Origin of the sequence: Actinoplanes sp. NPDC049681, from assembly GCF_044465265.1 — a bacterium.
Taxonomy (GTDB): domain Bacteria; phylum Actinomycetota; class Actinomycetes; order Mycobacteriales; family Micromonosporaceae; genus Actinoplanes.
In genome coordinates this window covers 310,076-327,817 of sequence record NZ_JBITLP010000009.1, presented here as the reverse complement: position 1 = coordinate 327,817, position 17,742 = coordinate 310,076, and the positions used below count along the sequence as shown (strand labels likewise).

Below are 17,742 nucleotides of genomic sequence, written 5' to 3'. Positions count from 1 at the left end.
CGCCCGCGCACGACCGGAGAAGCCGGTTGCACCCGGAGCCGCGGTAGCACGGTGCTGCCGTTACCGGGGTCCAGGTAGAGGTCGTTGCTGGAGGTCAGCACGGCGACCAGGTCGAGATAGCCGTCGCGGTCGAACTCGCCATGTCTCGTTGTGCGCTTGCCGCCCGCTCGCGGGCAGAGCATCTGTGCCCGATGACGAGGGACTTTAGGCCATGCCGCCGACCCGGCCGGGCATTGAACATGGGCGATGAGAGGAGGTGGTCCGAATGCTCGGCGTGGTCTTTCTGGTCGCGCTCTTGGCGGCGCTCATCGTGGCCTCGGCCTGGCTTTCCCTCCGCGGCTTGGTGAACGAGAGTGCGGATTCCGTCAGGACGGTGGACGAGGCCGCGACGACCGCACCCCGGCCCCGAACCCTCGAAGGAGTCCTGGCCGGCCAACTCATCGACCACCAGATCACCCGCCGTCAGTACCGGCGGGCCATGCACGGCCTGGCTGAGCGGGATGCGGAAAGGCATCCGTTACCCGACCTGCCGGAAATCCCGCCCGGCGGCGCGACGACGTGAAAGCGGAGTCGTCGACGGGGTCGAGGAGGCACCATGCCACCGTCCACGCACCAGCGACCCGGCCCGGCGGTGGCCTCGCGGCCGCGACGCCGTCCGCATCGGCACGGTGGTCGAGGGCGAACCGGGCAGGGGCCGCGGAGCCGCACCTCGACCGGGGCGCCGGTGGCCGGCCGGGCGCCGCGGTCACTCGTCGCAGATCTCGATCACCTCGGCGGCCGGGCGCCGCGGGGCCGGCGGCAGCTCGTCGGCGGAGTCGAGGTGACCCAGACGGATCACCACGTACGGCTCGCCGACGCCCGCCAGCAGGTCGGTGAGCAGGCGCCGCGGCCACTCCACCTCGATGGTGTCGCTCAGCGGCGCGGTGGCCAGGCCCTCGGCCGTGGCTGTCAGCAGCAGAGCGGACAGCGCCTCGCCGCCGCGGAGGAGGTCTTCCGGACGTTCGGAGAGTCCGAAGAGCACGACGTACGCAGCGCCGAGATCGAAGCCTTCACCGGGAGCGAGCCCTGCAGTGCCGTCCGGCGCGTAGTCGCGCACCGGCACACGCCGGGGCGCCCGCTGCACCGCCGTGCTGGCCGGCACCCCGTCACCGCTGTCCTCCGGGCGGTGGGTCCATCGCCACAGCTCTTCCCGGTACGCCGGGTCGCGCAGCTCCGCGTCGGCGGCCCGGCCGGTGGAAGTGGCCAGCATCGGCATCTGATCACGGCGCACGACGTGCAGGTACGCGCCCTCGGCCTCGACCGTCCGGCGCAGCCTGGTCAGTGTGTCCTCGGCGACGGGCTGCTCGCCGAACGACCGACGGTCGGTGCGACGGCGGGGGATCGCGGCGGCCATGCGCTCGGCGTCCGGCTCGGCCGTCGCCGTACCCGTGAGCGTGATCAGCGCAAGCAGGTCGGCATCGCCACCCTCGGGCAGGCGGATCACGTGCGGGGTCCAGCCCGCCGCTGCCAGGGCCACCCGGGCATGGTGCAGCGCGGCACCGCAGCTGAGCATGAGCAGCCGGCGGCCGGGGTCGGTCGCGGTGAGGGACCGGCTGAGGTCGGCGTACAGCTCGAGCCGGTCCCGGCTGAGGCGCCACCGCCACGGCTGGGTGTTGAAAACGGAAGGAGCGTGCAGCGACGCGCGCGCCGCCGCCTCGAGTGCCTCGGCGGCCCGGCTTCGCGCCGGTCGCTCGGACGATGCGGTCATGACGGAGACCTCCTGCCTTCCCTTTCCACGGTGAGGGATCGGGCTGGCCCTGATCAGGGCCGAAAGTCCTCTGCACCATGACGTATCCGACCTGGCAGCCCGGCTCACGGTGACGAAACTGTGCCGCCGGACGCGGCGCTGCGGTACGCCTTCGTGGAGGCCGGGCGCCGGGGTTCGGAGGTCCTGGTCCTCGCTGTCGGACGGGTGACCCCGTCCGACAAGTATCCGGCGGTCGCTTCGACCTTCGAGACCCGCCGTACGGGCGATCCGGTGATCGTGCTCTGCGCGGCCAGCCGGCGATGCGCGCTGGCGGTGCTTCCTCGCAAGGAAGATGCGCTCGGCGTGGCGGTCCTGCGTTTCCAGATCCGTTGCTCCCATTGCCCGGTCGTGGTGATCGGTGACGGCGACGGCCGTCGATCACCCGGCAGGACTGGTGCCGCACGCCGGCCCTGATCGTCTGGACGTTCCTGCTGCGAACGAGCTCACACGCTGTGGAGTGGGAGGGCGGCGGCCGCGAGCTCGGCGCCCCACCGGCGGGCCCGCCGTTCCTCGTCCGGCGCTAGCGGCCCGGCCGTCCCGGTGACCACGAAACTCTGCGCGGGCCGCACGATGCGGCACCCCAGCCGGCGGAGCTGCTTCTGCGCCCTACGGGCCGCGGACCCCGGCAGGAACGGCTTGTTGATTTTGGTGTCGAAGGCGGCCGCCGCCACGCCGCCCAGCGCCGCGGCGCAGGCCAACCACTCGCGTAGGCCGGCATCGACCGCACCGGGCCGTACTTCGCCCTGCTGACGCGCCTGTTCCCGCGTCGACGGGCGGGTCATTCCGAAGGCGTGGGTCGGCCCGCCGGCGACGATCAGATCGACGCCGAACGCTCGTGGCATCGTGGCGACGTCCGCGACGGTGACCTCGTAGCCGTCCCGCAGTCCGTCAGCGATCGCCAGTGCCACCCTCTCGGTGTTGCCGTACATGGATTCGTAAACCACCAGTGCTTTCATGACCGCCTCCCTCCTGTCCTCCACCTTCGTCTCGTCCGCCTGAAGTGCCCAGGGTCGAACGGCCCTCGTTCGCCCGTCGCGGGTCGGAGGCCGGACGATCGCGTTCGCGGCTGCCGTGATCCTCGCTCCGCCGCTGCAGGCCTCTTCCGTACGTAGAGGGAGGAGCCGGTCAGTCGACCAGGGCCACCCGGGGTGAAGACCATTCGGTGCATCGGGTCGGTGCGCTCGGCCGCAGACAGGGCGTCGCCGGGAATTCGTCCCGCCACGGTGGCCCTCCTTCCGCGATGTCGGCATAACCGACGATGCGCTGCCCGGCTCATGAGCAGCCGGGCCTCATCTCCCGACCCTGCCGGACTTGCGTCCCTGCGCGGCTCGTACGAGGCGCTGGTGCGTCGATGCCGCACTGCCGTCCTGCAGCGCATGTCCGTGCTCGTCGTCGCCGATGTGCGCGGTGCACCGTTTTACCTCGGTACAGCTCTCGTGACGGCCGACCTCAGCGACTGTCCCGAGCAAACTGTGAGCATGCGTCGGCCGAGATGGTGCTACCCATCCGCCGATAGGTCCCGGCTTCGGGCGTCGGCCCGACCGTTCTAGCTCGACCCCGGGGCTCGCGCAGACGGCGTACGCACCGTGGCGCTGAGCCCCGATGCATACGCCTCGCATTATGCCTCGTGTCGCTCGTGCACGATGGCCACGTTGCACGCGGCATGGTGGAGCAGGTGCTGGCTGACGGATCCGAGGACCATGCCCCGTAGCGCGCCACGACCGCGGCAGCCCACGACCACCAGCCGGGCATCGCTACCGGCCCGGGTCAGTGCGGCCGCCGGGTGCTCCGTTACCACTTCGGATCGCATCGTGAGCTGCGGGAACTTGTCCCGCCAGGGCGCCAGCAGCTCGTCCAGCGACCGGCGCAGCACGTTGAGCGACGCCTGGACCTCCTCCGGGCTCTCGACCCAGAGGCCCGTCAACGGCGGGCGTGCCCGCAAGACCCTCAGGGTGGCGCCGCGGGAGGCGGCCTGCTCCACGGCGAAGCCCAGAGCGAGCTGGGCGGCGTGGGAGTCGTTGACACCCACGACGATGTCGCCGCCGGCCGCCGCCTCCCCGCGTACCACGACCACCGGGCAGTGCGCGTGCGCACTGACCGCCACGCCGACCGATCCCAGGAGGTTGGCCACCGCGCTGTGACCCCGGCTGCCCACGACGACCAGTCCGGCGTGAGCGGACCGCTGGACCAGGCTCAATGCGGCGGACGCCTGCAGGGAGGAGATCTCGGTCTGTACCTGCGGGTGGCTGATCGCGGCGGAGGCGACCACCTCGTGCAGGGATTCGTCGATCGCGCGTTCCGTTTCACCGTCGGGCCACACCGCCGGAGAAGGGACGCCGGCGGCAGCGGGCGCCCAGCTCGGCCATTCGTACGCGTAGAAGAATTGCACCGATGCGCCGGTCAGCGCCGCTTCGTCGAGCGCCCAGGCGGCCGCGGCTCGTGCCTCACTCGACCGGTCGTATCCGACGATGATTTTCTGAGCAGTCATGATGGCGCCCCCTTCGCGAGCGGTCCGATGGTCGAAGCCGGCGCAGTGCCGGGATCCGGCTCGGTGCCGACGAGCCGGGTGCTCACACCGTCTGCCGTTGCGGGGGGCGGGCGATGTAGACCGGGCAGTCGGAGTGGTGCAGGAGCTGCAGGGTGGTCGATCCCAGGACGGCGCCGGCCATGACGCCGCGGCCGTGGCTGCCGGTCACGAGCAACTGGGCGCGATGGGAGATTCCGGTCAGCGTGGCGGCGGCGCTGTCGTGCGAGAGCATGGTGCTGACCGAGACCGAGGGGTACTTCGCCTGCCAGGGAGCCACGAGCTGGTCGAGTCGGTCCCGTTCGCTGGCGTCCTGATCCGGGACGGCGACGTCGGTCGCCGGCACGCTGCTTGTCAGCCACAGTGGCACGACGGGCAGGTAGGCACGGACGACAGCGAGGGCGGCGCCGCGTCCGGCGGCCGCCTCGAAGGCGGTGCCGACCACGTGATCGGCGGCCGCCGAGTCGTCGACACCGACCGCGACCGGACCGCTGGTGATGTCGTCGCGGCCGCGGACGACCACCACCGGGCACGGGGCGTGGACGGCGACGCGCTGGCTCACCGAGCCGAGCAGCAGGCTGGCGAAGCCGCCGCGGCCGCGGTTGCCCACGACCATGAGTTCGGCTCTCTCGGCGGCGGCGAGCAGCTGGGCGGCCGCGTGGCCCATGAGCGTGTCCATCTCGATCCGCACGTCGGGGGCGACCTTACGAGCCTGGTCGAAGCCGGTCGCCGTCACCGCCTCGGCCATCTGGCGGGCGATGTCTACGTACTGGTTGCCGGAGTCGAAGCGGGCCTCGCGCCATTCCCAGTCGTACGCGTACACGATCCGCAGCAGCGCATCGCGGCGATCCGCCTCGCGCGCCGCCCACCGTACCGCTGCCTCGGCGGACGCCGTCCCGTCGGTGGCAACGATGATTGCTCTGGTCGTCATGGTTCCCCCTTCGTCATCCCCGATCGTCGACCCCGGTCGATGGCCGGAGCAGGGCACAAGGTCCTGCTTCCGGAAGCCGGTCAGCGCTTCCACCCGGCGCGCAGCTGAGGTCCTTCGGCTCTGGTGACGTCACGCCGGTGGGCGCACGATGAGAGTGAACCCACCGGTACCGGGGTGAAAGCCTCGGGTGGCGGAGGTGGTGACGGGACCGCGGCTGCGAGTCCACCGACGGCCGTCGCCTTTCCCGCCGCAGGGCTCGAGGAGCGCCCGCCGGTGGGTCCGCATGAACGACGCCTTCGAGGAAGGAGCTGAGTGCCATGACGGTTGCGCCCACCCAGGACGCCCGACTGCTCGACATGCTTCGGGAGGTGGTGGACAACGCCACGGTCGGCAAGGTGTTCGGTGCCCCGATCACCCAGGGCCAGACCATCGTGCTACCGGTCGCCAAGGTCGGTGGCGGCGCCGGCGGAGGCAGCGGCACGGGACCGGCGCCGGACGGGCAGCCCAACGGGGGCACGGGTGGGGGGCTCGGGATGTCGGCGAAGCCCTTGGGGGTGTTCGTGCTGAGCGCAGGAAAGGTGTCCTGGCATCCCGCGATCGACGTCAATCGCGTTGTGCTCGGCGGCCAGGTGGTCGCCGTAACGGCGCTGATTCTGGCCCGGACCCTGGTCAAGGCGCGCGCGGATACGGCCCGGCATCGCGGTGCGATGCGTCGGCTGTACGAATCATCCAGCCGCCTGCGCCGGATCGGCCGCCCGTCCCGGTCGTCACGCATGCGTGCCAAGCTCGTCCGGTAGCAGGAAGTGGCACGGTTCCGCCGCGAAACGGCAGCGGAACCGTGCGCACAGCCGTCCCCGTCATCGCGGAACTCAGTGGGCCACAGCGATGTCGCGGCGTGCGAACAACGGCATTGCCGCCGCCACGACGACGGCTGCCACCGTAGGCATCAGCAGGTACGCCGCCCGGAACCCCGCCCCGACCGGCCCGTCGCTCAACGCCTGCGAGAACGGTGACAGCGGCTGCCATGGTTCGACCGAGGCGACGAGCTCACCGGCCACGTACAGCAGGTACGCGGCGACCGCTCCCGCCGCCGCGACGCCGATCGCCATGCCGCGGCGTCCGGTGACCGCACCGACGGCCAGCGCCAGGGGAGCCGAACGGGCGCCGCGGCCGATCGCGTACGTCAGGAAGGGCACCGGAACCAGGGCGCTGGACAGCTCGGCATTGACGAAACCGGTACCCGTACCGAAGTCGTCCAGGTTGAACAGCTTGCGCATCGCTTCCGGATAGGTGGCGAGGAACTGCTGCAGGTCCGGCATCTTGCCGATCGACGGCCAGAGGGCCGTTTCCAGCAGCACCACGGGCGGGGACAGGGCCGCTATCGGCGTGAGGCCCGCAGGACGTGGAGGCGCTGCTCGTACTCGTCGGTGGTGATGTCACCGCGGGCCAGCCGGTCGGCCAGCACCTTCTCGGCGTCGTCCACCGAGCCGCCCACTGCGGGAGGCACAGTGTCGCGGCTGACCAGCGGACGCACGACCACGACGACCAGCAACGTGAGGAGCAACGCCACGGTGAGAAGCATGAGGATCCAGCCTCCGGCGCCCATACCGCTTCCGTAGTACATCATGATCCAGGCCCCCTTCTGTGCGGCTGAGGTCCATCCTGCTCCCGAGCCGGGAACGGCACACGGGCCGAACGGCCCGACCGTGCCTTGCCGGTGTTGCGGCGATGGATGGCGCAGGAGCGGCCCGGCGTCACAGGCCCTTCGGCCCTGCCCCGGCCACCCGCTCAGCGAAAGGCTGGAGGCGAAAGCAAAAGCGGGAGGCTGACCATGACCTACCGCATCTCACCCAGCAGATGCCACCCGGAGGTGACACCTTGCGCGCCAAGGACATCATGAGCAGCCCGGTCCACGCGGTCCGGCAGAACGCATCGGTCGAGAGCGCCGCGGAGCTCATGGCCGCCAAAGCGGTGACCGCCCTGCCGGTGCTCGACGCCGACGACCTGCTCGTCGGCATGGTCAGCGAGAGCGACCTGCTGTGGCACCGGGTGCCCTCCGACCCCACCGCCCACATGCGCCGGCATGCCGACACCGACCCGGCGTACCGACCGGGCATGGTCGTCGAGGTCATGTCGCCGTACCCGCTGGTCACCACGCCCGACACCGACGTCGCCGACGTGGCCGAGGGCATGCTGCGGCATGACGTGCGGAGCATGCCGGTCCTCGACGGCCGCAAGGTCGTGGGCATCATCAGTCGCCGCGACATTCTGCGCGCGATGGTTCGCAGCGACGAGGTGCTGGCCAAGGACGTCCAGCACCGCCTCGACGAGTACGCCGACGGGGAACACCGGTGGACCGCGGTCGTGGACGGCGGCGTGGCCACGGTCGAAGGCACCTTCACCGACGACACCGAGCGCGCGGTGGCCGAGGTCCTGGCGCGGACTGTGCCCGGCGTGGCATCGGCCAGGATCAAGGTGGTGACACCGTCCTGACGGCCGTGACCACAAGGGCTGCTCCGCGTTGTCGGAGCAGCCCTTCGTCGCATCAGCGGTACGAAGAGATCAGCGGCATGAAGGGTGCACAGCATCGGGTCGGGCTCGGCCCCGCCGGCGGCAGGCCGCAGCTTCACGTCCACCGCCCGGACTCCGTGCGGTCCGGGCGATGTAGACCGGCAGTCGGCATGGTGCAGCAGTTGCATGGCGGTAGAGCCCAGGAAGGCGACGGCTGGGCGGGGCGTTGCCGAAACATGCCGAAAGACCCGTACGAGGCGGTCCGCCGGCCGTGACGCCGGGGTGCCGCGCGCGCCTACGGTGCGGGTATGGACAGCGTCGAGTCGTGGAAACGAGACCTTCCCGTGGTGGCCGGCATCGACGGGTCGCGCTCTCACCCGGAGATCGTCGACCTCGCCGCCGACCAGGCCGCCCGCCACCGCGCGCCGTTGCTCATCGTCCACGTCGGGCCTGGCCACTACTCAGGCGCGTTCCGGGTTCGCGGTGTGGTGCCCACCCCGGACGACGGACTGCACCTTCTGGACCTGGCGGCGCGCCGGGCCGCCCTGCGGATCCCCGGCCTCGAGGTCGCCACGGAGCTCGCCGACGGCAGCGCCGCCCAGGTGCTGGTGGCCCGCTCCGAGCGCGCCCGGCTCGTAGTGGTGGGCCACCGGGACGGCCTGCTCGCCCAGCCGAGCTGGGGGTCCACGACCGCCTACCTAGCGCACCACGGGTCTTGCCCGTTACTGGTGCATCGGGGGTCTGTCCCCCGCAGCGGTCCGATCCTCCTGGCTGTGTCCGGGCAGACCTGCACGACCTTGACCATCCGGTCTGCCTTCGAGGAAGCCGCCGCCGGCGGATGCCGGCTGGTCGCGTTGCACGTCTGGACGTACACGGACCCCGCACCGGCCGGAGGGACGACCGCGGCGGCGCTGGTCGCCGCGCGGCGCGACGCCGAGGCGCGGCTCGCCGAAGTGATCGAAAGCCGGGCCCCGCGGTTCCCGGACGTCGAGGTCGAGCGGCTGCTCGTGCGTGATGTGGAACTCGGCTACACGCTGGAGCGGGCGTCTCGGCGCGCGCAGCTGCTGATTGCCGGCATGGGACGCAGCGGGCGGTTCGTAGAACTGCTCTACGGCTCACCCGGGCCTGTGCTTCGGCACCCGACAGCATGCCCGGTGTTGCTGATCCCGGCGCACCGGGTGGCTCCCGGACCGGCGCAGGAGTCACGGCCCGCCGCTGCCGCCGACCGGAGCTGACCCTGCTTCGCCGGTAGGCCGCCCGAGGGCACAGCCGCGCAGGGTGATCCGGTCGGTTCTCGAGGTGCTCGAGGTGAAAGCGTCCTACCCGGAATGAATCGTCCGCCCGGCGTCAGGTGGTGAAGCGGTTTCGGTGCACGAGGCGCAGTGCCACTCCCGGGATCGCCGCAACGCCCGCGCACATGAGCAACTCCGGCACGGTGAGCGCCTCGGTGCCGAGCAGTGTTTGCAGCGGCGGCAGCAGCACGCCGCTCACCTGCAGGATGGCGGACAACGTGACGGCTGCGATCAGTGAACGGTTGCCCGGAGTGCCGGGACCGGCCTTGGCGCGTACGGCGAGGGCGACGCCCAGCTGGGCAAGGCCGAGAACGACGAACATCACCGACTGCCACGGCCGTCCACCCTGGTGTGCGACCACACCGGCGGCGAGGACCACGGTCGCCAGGCAGAGGCCGCCGGCGAGCACGCTGGCGAGCAGCCCGTCGCCGAGCACGGATTCCTGCGGCGAGCGGGGCCCGCGGCGCAGCACGCCCTGCTCGGCCGGTTCCGCGCCCAGCGCCACGCCGGGCACGCCGTGGGTGAGCAGATTGATCCAGAGCAGCTGGCCGGGCAACAGGGCCAGTGGCATCCCGAGCAGCGGCCCGGCGAGCATCACCAGCAGTTCGGCGATGCCGCCGGACAGCGCGTACCGCAGGAACCTGCGGATGTTGTCGTAGATGCGGCGGCCCTCGCCGATCGCGTCCGCCACGGTGGCCAGCGTGTCGTCGACGAGCACGAGCTCGGCAGCTTGCCGGGCGACCTCGGTGCCGCCGCCCATGGCGACGCCGATATCGGCGCGGCGCAGCATGGGCGCGTCGTTCACCCCGTCCCCGACGGCCGCGACCACCTCACCCCGCCGCTGCAGGCCGGCGATGACGTCGAGTTTCTGTTCCGGCTGAACGCGGGCGAACACCCGGGCCTGCGCGATGTCGCCGGCGCTCGACGGGCTGGTGGCGACGCGGTCGCCGGGGCCGAGAATGCCGAGCCGGCCGCCGATGGCGCCGGCGGTGGCAGGATGATCGCCGGTGATGAGCAGCAGGCGAATACCGGCGGTCTCGAACGCCGCGGCAGTGTCCCGGGCGTCCGCACGGAGCGGGTCGCCGATGCCGAACAGGCCGGCGGTTCGCAGGGGTGGCAACGCCCCCGGGTCTGCCGGTGAGGTGGTGACGGCGGTCGCAACGGCCAGTACGCGGAGTCCGTCGGCCGCCAGGACCGCAGCGGCGGCGAGCAACGCAGAATCGCTCCCGGGGTCCAGAACGCTCTCCGGCGCGCCCTTGCGGACGACGAGGAACGTGCCGTCGGGTTGCCGATGCACGGTGGTCATCCGGCGAGTGGCTTGGTCGAAGGGGTCTTCGGCGATCCGGGGCATCGCGGCTCGTTCTGCGGCGATGTCCACGCCGCAGCGTGCGGCGAAGGCGACCAAAGCGGCCTCCATGGGATCTCCCGCCGCGGTCCATTCGGTGTGCTCATGATCGGGAGCGACGAGATCCGCGTCGTTGCACAACGCGCCCGCGCGGGCCAGCAGTCGCAGCGCGGCCGGCCGGTCCACCGGACAGATCTCGCCGTCCGGTGCGTAGCCCGTACCGGTGACGGTGTAGAAGGTGCCGTCCGCGGTGACGGCTTGCTGGACCGCCATCCGGTTCTGCGTCAGCGTGCCGGTCTTGTCGGACGCGATGACGGTGACGGAGCCGAGGGTCTCGACCGCGTGCAGGCGGCGCGGGATCGCCCTCGTCCGGGCCATCCGCCGGGCTCCGAGCGCCAGGGCGAGGGTCACCACGGCGGGCAGGCTTTCGGGTACGGCGGCCACGACGAGGCTGACGGCGGTGAGGGCCATCCGGGCGAGCGGCTGGCCCGCGAGGACTCCTAGAGCGAAGACGACGGCGGAGACCGCGATCGCGGTCATGCCGAGGATGCGACCGAGCCCGGCGATGCGCCGCTGCAGGGGGGTCGGCCCGGGCTTGGTGCCGGCGACCAGAGCGGTGATCCGGCCCAGCGCGCCCGCCGCGCCGGTACGGACGACGATCCCGGCGGCGCGTCCGGTAGTCAGCACCGTCCCGGAGGCGGCCTCGTCGTCGACGACCCGGGACACCGGTACGGACTCACCGGTCAGTGCGGATTCGTCGAAGGTCGCGCGCTGCGCCTCGGTGAGCCGTACATCGGCCGGGACGACATCGCCTGCCTCGAGGCGTACGAGGTCATCGCGGACCAGATCGGCGGCGGGCAGGATCATGTCTCTGCCGTCCCGGACCACGCGGGCTGTCGGGGCGGCGAGACGGTCGAGCGCCGCTATCGCCGCGTCCGCGCGCACCTCCTGGACCACGCCGATCAGCGTGTTGACGGTGACGACCAGGACGATGACCGCGGTGTCCGCAAGATCACCGAGCAGACTGGTGATCACCGCCGCGACGAGCAGGAGGGCGATCAAAGGGTCGGCGAGTTGCCGTCCGACGCGGGCGGCGAGGCGGCGGGGGGCCGGCGCGGCCACTGTGTTGGGTCCCTCCGACCCCAGCCGTGCCACTGCCTCCGCGGTGGTGAGTCCGCGACCCGCCGCCGCTGTGGTTGTGCCCACGGTGCCCCCTCCCTCGGTGGACCGATCAGTACACGGTCAGCCCGTGCCCGCGGAACTGTGTGCGAACTCGTTCCACCAGCGCCGCGTCGGGTGCCGGCGTGCCGGTGAGCGGGAACGGAATGCCGAGGACGGCGTACTTGGGCGCGCCGAGGCGGTGGAAAGGCAGAACCTCGACGCGGGCGACGGTGGGTATGGCCGCCGCGATCGAGGCGACCGCGTCGACGCCGGCCGGGTCGTCGGTGAGGCCGGGTACGAGCACGAACCGCACCCAGATGGCGATGCCCCGGTCGGCGACGCGGTGCGCGAAGCGTACGGTCGGTTCCAGTCGTCCGGTACGGGTGACCCGCCGGTACGTGGCGGGATCGCCGGCCTTGATATCGAGCAGCACCAGGTCGGTCGCCTCGAGCAGGGCGTCGTCGGCCTGGTCACCCAGAAAGCCGCTGGTGTCCACGGCGGTGTGCAGGCGCATCTTCTTGCATCCGCGCAGCACCTCGCGGGTGAAGCCGGGTTGTTGCAGCGGTTCGCCGCCGCTGATCGTCACCCCGCCGCCGGCGACCTTGAGGAACCGCTCGTAGCGGCGGATCTCGGTGAGCAGCTCGTCGGCGGTGGTGGGCCGGCCGTTGCGCCGGTACCAGGTGTCGGGGCTGTGGCAGTACTGGCAGCGCAGCGGGCAGCCGGCGAGGAATGCGACGAAGCGGGTGCCCGGCCCGTCCACTCCGGTGGAGATGTCGAAGGAGTGGAGGGAGCCGGTCACCGGCGGGGCCGCCGCGGTGAGGGTGGTCATCACAGCGACCCGTGGAAAGTCCGCGACAGCACGTCGCGCTGCTGTTCGGCGGTCAGTTTGACGAAGTTCACCGCGTACCCGGACACCCGGATGGTCAGCTGTGGGTACTTCTCGGGGTGCGCCATGGCATCCTCGAGCGTTTCGCGGTCGAGCACGTTGACGTTCATGTGGAAGCCGCCGCCGTCGGTGTACCCGTCGAGGACCCCGGCGAGGTTGACGATGCGCTCGTCGCGGGAGTGGCCGAGGCCGTCGGGGGTGACGGTGATGGTGAGCGAGATCCCGTCGCGGGCGGACCGGTAGGGCAGCTTGGCGACGGAGAGCGCGGCGGCGACCATACCGTGCTTGTCGCGGCCGTTCATCGGGTTGGCGCCGGGTGCGAACGGCTCGCCGGCGCGCCGGCCGTCGGGGGTGTTGCCGGTGTGCGCGCCGTAGACGACGTTCGAGGTGATGGTCAGGACGGACAGGCTCGGCTCGGCGCCGCGGTAGGCGGGCTGCCGCCGGATCTTGGTCATGAACCGCTCGACCAGGTCGACGGCGATGGCGTCGGCGCGGTCGTCGTTGTTGCCGTAGGTCGGGAACTCGCCGTCGACGCTGTAGTCGACGACCAGGCCGGTCTCGTCCCGCAGCGCCTTGACCTGGGCGTACTTGATGGCGCTGAGACTGTCCGCGGCGACGGACAGCCCGGCGATGCCGGTGGCGAGGAACCGGTGCACCGGGTAGTCGTGCAGCGCCATCTCGAGGCGTTCGTACGCGTACTTGTCGTGCATGTAGTGGATGACGTTGAGTGCGTCCACGTACGTCTCGGCGAGCCAGTCCAGCATGCGGTCGTAGGCGGCCATCACCTCGTCGTAGTCCAGGACATCGGCGGTGACGGGCGCGGCCTCAGGAGCCACCTGTTCGCCGGTCATCTCGTCGCGGCCGCCGTTGATCGCGTACAGCACAGCCTTGGCGAGGTTCGCGCGGGCGCCGAAGAACTGCATGTCCTTGCCGACACGCATCGCCGAGACGCAGCACGCGATCGCGGTGTCGTCGCTGTAGGCGGGGCGGATGAGCTCGTCGTTCTCGTACTGGATCGAGCTGGTGTCGATCGACACCTGCGCGCAGAACCGCTTGAAGCCCTCCGGCAGTGCCGGTGACCAGAGCACGGTGAGGTTGGGTTCGGGTGCGGGGCCGAGGTTGTAGAGGGTCTGCAGATACCGGAAGCTGGTGCGGGTGACGAGCGGGCGGCCGTCGCAGCCGATGCCGCCGAGGGCCTCGGTGACCCAGGTCGGGTCGCCGGAGAACAGCTGGTCGTACTCCGGGGTGCGCAGGAACCGGATGATCCGCAGTTTGATCACGAAGTCGTCGACGAGCTCCTGGGCCTGCCGTTCGGTGAGCCGGCCCTCGGCCAGATCACGCTGCAGGTAGATGTCGATGAAGGAGGAGGTACGGCCCAGCGACATCGCGGCGCCGTTCTGTTCCTTGGTGGCGCCCAGGTAGGCGAAGTACAGCCATTGGATCGCCTCGCGCCCGGTGGCGGCGGGACCGGAGATGTCGTGGCCGTAGCGGCCGGCCATGAACCGGAGCTCCTGCAGCGCGCGGATCTGCTCGGCCAGTTCCTCGCGGTCGCGGATGACCTCCTCGGACGACAGCTGCTCGTCCAGTTCCGCCCTGTGCTCCTGCCGTTCGGCGATGAGCCGGTCCACGCCGTAGAGGGCGACCCTCCGGTAGTCCCCGATGATCCGGCCGCGGCCGTAGGCGTCGGGCAGACCGGTGATGATGTGCGAGCGTCGCGCGGCCTTCACGTCGGCGGGGTAGGCGTCGAAAACGCCGTCGTTGTGGGTCTTGCGGTACCGGCTGAAGATCGCCTTGACGGCCGGGTCGAGGCTGTACCCGTACGCCGCAAGCCCGGCCTGCACCATCCGCAGCCCCCCGTTGGGCATGACGGCCCGGCGCAGCGGAGCGCTGGTCTGCAGTCCGACGATCAGCTCGTGATCCCGGTCGACGTAGCCGGGCTCGTGCGAGGTGATCGTGGACGGCGTGTGGGTGTCCACGTCGTAGATGCCCCGGCGGCGCTCTTCCACGAACATCCGCTGCAGCTGCCGCCAGATCCGCCCGGTGCGGTGCGTCGGACCGGTCAGGAACTCCGCCCCACCGGCGTACGGCTCGATGTTGTCGTGGATGAACCCGCTGACGTCGATCGTCTTACGCCAGCCGGTGCCGCGGAAGCCGTGCCAGGCATCGTGGGCTGTGGTGACCATGGGCCCTCCTTCGTCTGCCTCCAGCCTTCCTGCGCCGGCGCCGGCCGAGCAGGGCCGGAGGTCCCGGCCGCGCGGGCCCTCAGTGCTCCTCGACGAGCCGATGAGCGCGAAGCAGCCGAGCCCACCAGGGACGCGCAGCTCGCAGGGGCGGGCGGGTGGTGTGCTTGAGGCTGATCCAGCCGCCCGGACCCATGGTCACCGCGCCGATCGCCGGGCGCCGGCGCACGGCCAGGCCGATCGACACGCCCGCGCTCGCCACCGCGGCGGTCGCCAAGGCGGCCAGCGCGACGGCGGTGGCATCCACGGCCGGCACGAACCGGCCGTCGATGTAGGCACCGATCTCCCGGTCGCCTCGGCGCACCGGAGTAACCGTGGTGACCATGACGCCTCCTATCGGCTGTCGGAACCGCCTGCCCGGCAGGCGGCACGTCCGGCCTCGAGCCGGGCTACGGGTACGCGGAACGGCGAGCAGGACACGTAGTCGAGGCCGGCGTCGTGGAAGAACCGCACCGAGGCGGGGTCGCCGCCGTGTTCGCCGCAGACGCCCACGGTGAGGCCGGGCCGGGCGGCGCGGCCGCGGTCGACGGCGATGCGGACGAGCTCGCCCACGCCGTCGGCGTCGATGGTCTCGAACGGCGATGCGGCGAAGATGCCGAGTGCCAGGTAGCGGCAGAAGAACGCGCCTTCCACGTCGTCGCGGGAGAATCCCCACGTCATCTGGGTCAGGTCGTTGGTGCCGAAGGAGAAGAACTCGGCCGCGCTCGCGATCTGCCCGGCGGTTAAGGCCGCGCGCGGCACCTCGATCATGGTGCCGATCCGGATCGGCGGCGCGCCGGGCACGCCGGCCAGGACGGACTCGGCTTCGCCGCGTACCGTCTCCAATTCCTGGACCGCGCCGACCAGCGGAACCATGATCTCCGGTCGCGGGTCGCCGCCGTCGGCGACCCGCGCGGCCGCGGCCTGCGCGATCGCCCGGACCTGCATGGCGAACAAGCCGGGTACGACCAGACCGAGGCGTACGCCGCGCAGGCCCAGCATGGGGTTCTGTTCGTGCATCCGGCGCACCGCCGCGAGAAGGCTGCCGTCACGGCCGGGGTCCTCGCCTAGCGCCTCGGCCCGGGCCACCCGTGCGGTGAGCTCCTCCAGCGGCGGTAGGAACTCGTGCAGCGGCGGGTCGATCAGCCGGATCGTCACCGGCAGGCCGTCCATGGCGGCGAGCAGGTCCTCGAAGTCCTTGCGTTGCAGGGGAAGCAGCGCCGCCAGCGCTTCGTCGCGCTCGGAGTCGGTGTCCGCCAGGATCAGCCTTTCGACCAGCTGCCGACGGTCGCCCAGGAACATGTGCTCGGTGCGGCACAGGCCGACGCCGGTCGCACCGAAGCGGCGGGCGCGGGCGGCGTCGGTGGCCGTGTCGGCGTTGGCGTGCACCGCGAGCCGGGCGCGGTGACCGGCGTGGATCATCAATCGTTCCACCGCCGTCAGCAGGGGGTCACCGTTTGCGGACAGCTCGCCCTCGAAGTACCGCACGACGGGCGAGGGGCGGACGGGTACCGCACCGGGATAGATCTTGCCGGTCATGCCGTCGATCGAGATGACGTCCCCAGCGTGCAGGGTGCGGCCGGCCACCGTGACGGAGTCACCGTCGATGCGAAGGTCCTCGGCGCCGCAGACACAGGTCTTGCCCATGCCGCGTGCCACCACGGCGGCGTGCGAGGTCTTGCCACCGCGCGAGGTGAGGATGCCCTGGGAGGCGATCATGCCGGGCAGGTCGTCGGGGTTGGTCTCGCGGCGTACCAGGATGACCGGCCCGGTGGCCGCGGCCGCCGCGGTGGAGTCGAAGACGATCGCGCCGACGGCTGCGCCCGGAGATGCGGGTACGCCGACGGTGAGCGGCGGGGGAGCGGCGTCGGTGTCGAAGCTGGGGAACATCAGCTGGGCGAGTTGCGCGCCGGAGACCCGCTGCAGCGCCTCGTCGAGACTGATGGTCCCCTCGTCGACCAGTTGCGCGGCGATGACGAAGGCCGCGGCAGGGGTTCGTTTGCCGACGCGGGTCTGCAGCATCCACAACGTACCGTTCTCGATGGTGAATTCGATGTCGCACAGGTCGCGGTAGCGCTGTTCGAGGCGCTGCATGACGGACATCAACTGCCGGTAGCTCACCGGGTCGATGGTGGCCAGCTCGGTGAGGCTCACGGTGTTGCGGATGCCGGCGACCACATCCTCGCCCTGGGCGTTGCGCAGGTAGTCGCCGTAGACGCCGCGGCGGCCGGTGGCCGGGTCGCGGGTGAAGGCCACACCGGTGCCGGAGCTGTCGCCCCGGTTGCCGAAGACCATGGCCATGACGTTCACGGCAGTGCCGAGATTCTGAGGGATGCGCTCCTGGCGGCGGTAGAGCACGGCGCGTTCGGCGTTCCACGAGCGGAACACCGAACCGATGGCCAGGAACAGCTGTTCATGCACGGCCTGCGGGAAGGCGCGGCCGGTGTGTTCCTGAAAGATCTTCTTGTACGCGTACACCAGGTCTTGCAGCTGGGCCGTGCTCAGCTCGGCGTCCGTGGCGACGCCGGCGGTGGCCCGGGCAGCGGCCAGTTCCGTCTCGAAGGCGTCGGCGGGCACGTCGAAGACCGTCCTGCCGAACATCTGGATGAGCCGCCGGTACGAGTCCCAGGCGAAGCGCTCATCGCCGCTCTGCCGGGCGAGGCCGGCGACAGTCACGTCGTTGAGGCCGATGTCCAGAATCGTCTCCATCATCCCGGGCATCGAGAACTTCGCGCCCGAGCGAACCGACACCAGCAGCGGATCGCGCGAGTCACCGAACGTCTTCTCGATCCTGGCCTGCATGAGCCGAAGATGATCTTCCACGTCCGACAGCAAGCCGGCGGGCATCGCGCCGGTACGCAGGTATTCGCGGCAGGCCTCCGTGGTCACGGTGAAGCCCGGCGGCACCGGCAGGCCCATCCTGGTCATCTCGGCGAGGTTGGCACCCTTGCCGCCGAGCAGATCCTTGAGGTCCTTGTTGCCCTCGATGAAGTCGTACACGTATCGGGTCATCGCGGTCGCACCCCTTCTCTTTCCTCGTTGGTAGCCGCGTGGAGGGCCCGCCTTGTAGGGCCGGACGTCCCTACT

The 17,742-nt window shown here is 71.1% G+C and carries 16 protein-coding genes; 5 read left to right on the top strand and 11 right to left on the bottom strand.

Features of this window, described 5'->3' with window-relative positions; all coding sequences use genetic code 11:
• The first annotated feature begins 265 nt into the window (after positions 1–265).
• Positions 266–562, top strand: coding sequence for a hypothetical protein (locus ACIBO8_RS31455; RefSeq protein WP_396119019.1), 297 nt, complete (start codon positions 266–268; stop codon positions 560–562).
• Positions 563–745: 183 nt separating this feature from the next.
• On the opposite strand, the gene ACIBO8_RS31450 is transcribed toward ACIBO8_RS31455, so the two are convergent.
• Positions 746–1,747, bottom strand: a complete 1,002-nt coding sequence (locus ACIBO8_RS31450; RefSeq protein WP_396119018.1) for an Acg family FMN-binding oxidoreductase — start codon at positions 1,745–1,747, stop codon at positions 746–748.
• 120 nt (positions 1,748–1,867) lie between these two features.
• On the opposite strand from ACIBO8_RS31450, the gene ACIBO8_RS31445 reads away from it, so the two are divergent.
• On the top strand, positions 1,868–2,200 hold the full coding sequence (locus tag ACIBO8_RS31445; protein WP_396119017.1) for a hypothetical protein: 333 nt from the start codon (positions 1,868–1,870) through the stop codon (positions 2,198–2,200).
• 29 nt (positions 2,201–2,229) lie between these two features.
• Here the strand turns inward: ACIBO8_RS31445 and ACIBO8_RS31440 are convergent, their stop codons facing one another.
• The 3 genes from ACIBO8_RS31440 to ACIBO8_RS31430 all read right to left on the bottom strand — a co-directional run bounded on the left by ACIBO8_RS31440 (position 2,230) and on the right by ACIBO8_RS31430 (position 5,241).
• A complete protein-coding gene (locus ACIBO8_RS31440) occupies positions 2,230–2,742 on the bottom strand; it encodes a flavodoxin family protein (protein WP_396119016.1) in 513 nt (170 codons plus the stop codon).
• Positions 2,743–3,404: 662 nt separating this feature from the next.
• The gene (locus tag ACIBO8_RS31435; RefSeq protein ID WP_396119015.1) at positions 3,405–4,274 is read right to left on the bottom strand and encodes a universal stress protein; all 870 of its coding nucleotides are present in this window, start codon (positions 4,272–4,274) and stop codon (positions 3,405–3,407) included.
• 82 nt (positions 4,275–4,356) lie between these two features.
• Positions 4,357–5,241 carry a universal stress protein gene (locus ACIBO8_RS31430; RefSeq protein WP_396119014.1) on the bottom strand — a complete coding sequence of 295 codons (885 nt, stop codon included), beginning with the start codon at positions 5,239–5,241 and terminating at the stop codon, positions 4,357–4,359.
• Between the two features lie 317 nt (positions 5,242–5,558).
• Here ACIBO8_RS31430 and ACIBO8_RS31425 point away from each other — a divergent pair, with 317 nt between their 5' ends.
• Positions 5,559–6,038 carry a spore germination protein GerW family protein gene (locus tag ACIBO8_RS31425; protein WP_396119013.1) on the top strand — a complete coding sequence of 160 codons (480 nt, stop codon included), beginning with the start codon at positions 5,559–5,561 and terminating at the stop codon, positions 6,036–6,038.
• A gap of 72 nt (positions 6,039–6,110) precedes the next feature.
• On the opposite strand, the gene ACIBO8_RS31420 is transcribed toward ACIBO8_RS31425, so the two are convergent.
• Both ACIBO8_RS31420 and ACIBO8_RS31415 read right to left on the bottom strand, forming a co-directional pair.
• Positions 6,111–6,602 (bottom strand): hypothetical protein, encoded by a 492-nt coding sequence (locus ACIBO8_RS31420; protein WP_396119012.1) that lies wholly within the window; start codon positions 6,600–6,602, stop codon positions 6,111–6,113.
• Between the two features lie 17 nt (positions 6,603–6,619).
• On the bottom strand, positions 6,620–6,868 hold the full coding sequence (locus ACIBO8_RS31415) for an SHOCT domain-containing protein (protein WP_396119011.1): 249 nt from the start codon (positions 6,866–6,868) through the stop codon (positions 6,620–6,622).
• 251 nt (positions 6,869–7,119) lie between these two features.
• Here ACIBO8_RS31415 and ACIBO8_RS31410 point away from each other — a divergent pair, with 251 nt between their 5' ends.
• Together ACIBO8_RS31410 and ACIBO8_RS31405 are read left to right on the top strand one after the other, a co-directional pair.
• Positions 7,120–7,734, top strand: a complete 615-nt coding sequence (locus ACIBO8_RS31410; RefSeq protein ID WP_396119010.1) for a CBS domain-containing protein — start codon at positions 7,120–7,122, stop codon at positions 7,732–7,734.
• 326 nt (positions 7,735–8,060) lie between these two features.
• Positions 8,061–8,987, top strand: coding sequence for a universal stress protein (locus ACIBO8_RS31405; RefSeq protein ID WP_396119009.1), 927 nt, complete (start codon positions 8,061–8,063; stop codon positions 8,985–8,987).
• Positions 8,988–9,099: 112 nt separating this feature from the next.
• Here the strand turns inward: ACIBO8_RS31405 and ACIBO8_RS31400 are convergent, their stop codons facing one another.
• The 5 genes from ACIBO8_RS31400 to ppdK all read right to left on the bottom strand — a co-directional run bounded on the left by ACIBO8_RS31400 (position 9,100) and on the right by ppdK (position 17,667).
• Positions 9,100–11,595, bottom strand: a complete 2,496-nt coding sequence (locus ACIBO8_RS31400; RefSeq protein WP_396119007.1) for a cation-translocating P-type ATPase — start codon at positions 11,593–11,595, stop codon at positions 9,100–9,102.
• Between the two features lie 25 nt (positions 11,596–11,620).
• The gene (pflA, locus tag ACIBO8_RS31395) at positions 11,621–12,379 is read right to left on the bottom strand and encodes a pyruvate formate-lyase-activating protein (RefSeq protein ID WP_396119006.1); all 759 of its coding nucleotides are present in this window, start codon (positions 12,377–12,379) and stop codon (positions 11,621–11,623) included.
• Positions 12,379–14,619: a formate C-acetyltransferase gene (gene pflB, locus ACIBO8_RS31390; protein WP_396119005.1), complete on the bottom strand. Its 2,241-nt coding sequence runs from the start codon at positions 14,617–14,619 to the stop codon at positions 12,379–12,381. Before pflB ends, pflA begins: the two co-directional genes overlap by 1 nt.
• Positions 14,620–14,698: 79 nt before the next feature.
• Complete coding sequence (locus ACIBO8_RS31385; protein ID WP_396119004.1) at positions 14,699–15,001, bottom strand: hypothetical protein; 303 nt, start codon at positions 14,999–15,001, stop codon at positions 14,699–14,701.
• Positions 15,002–15,009: 8 nt separating this feature from the next.
• Positions 15,010–17,667 (bottom strand): pyruvate, phosphate dikinase, encoded by a 2,658-nt coding sequence (gene ppdK / locus ACIBO8_RS31380; protein WP_396119003.1) that lies wholly within the window; start codon positions 17,665–17,667, stop codon positions 15,010–15,012.
• Between the last annotated feature and the right edge of the window lie 75 nt (positions 17,668–17,742).

Excerpts from the sequence above, each read along its gene's own strand:
- ACIBO8_RS31405 (WP_396119009.1), top strand. The coding sequence starts at position 8,061 with ATGGACAGCGTCGAGTCGTGGAAACGAGACCTTCCCGTGGTGGCCGGC.
- ACIBO8_RS31440 (WP_396119016.1), bottom strand. The coding sequence starts at position 2,742 with ATGAAAGCACTGGTGGTTTACGAATCCATGTACGGCAACACCGAGAGG.
- ACIBO8_RS31450 (WP_396119018.1), bottom strand. The coding sequence starts at position 1,747 with ATGACCGCATCGTCCGAGCGACCGGCGCGAAGCCGGGCCGCCGAGGCA.
- ppdK (WP_396119003.1), bottom strand. The coding sequence starts at position 17,667 with ATGACCCGATACGTGTACGACTTCATCGAGGGCAACAAGGACCTCAAG.
- ACIBO8_RS31415 (WP_396119011.1), bottom strand. The coding sequence starts at position 6,868 with ATGATGTACTACGGAAGCGGTATGGGCGCCGGAGGCTGGATCCTCATG.
- ACIBO8_RS31425 (WP_396119013.1), top strand. The coding sequence starts at position 5,559 with ATGACGGTTGCGCCCACCCAGGACGCCCGACTGCTCGACATGCTTCGG.
- ACIBO8_RS31455 (WP_396119019.1), top strand. The coding sequence starts at position 266 with ATGCTCGGCGTGGTCTTTCTGGTCGCGCTCTTGGCGGCGCTCATCGTG.
- ACIBO8_RS31385 (WP_396119004.1), bottom strand. The coding sequence starts at position 15,001 with ATGGTCACCACGGTTACTCCGGTGCGCCGAGGCGACCGGGAGATCGGT.
- ACIBO8_RS31435 (WP_396119015.1), bottom strand. The coding sequence starts at position 4,274 with ATGACTGCTCAGAAAATCATCGTCGGATACGACCGGTCGAGTGAGGCA.
- ACIBO8_RS31430 (WP_396119014.1), bottom strand. The coding sequence starts at position 5,241 with ATGACGACCAGAGCAATCATCGTTGCCACCGACGGGACGGCGTCCGCC.
- pflB (WP_396119005.1), bottom strand. The coding sequence starts at position 14,619 with ATGGTCACCACAGCCCACGATGCCTGGCACGGCTTCCGCGGCACCGGC.
- pflA (WP_396119006.1), bottom strand. The coding sequence starts at position 12,379 with ATGACCACCCTCACCGCGGCGGCCCCGCCGGTGACCGGCTCCCTCCAC.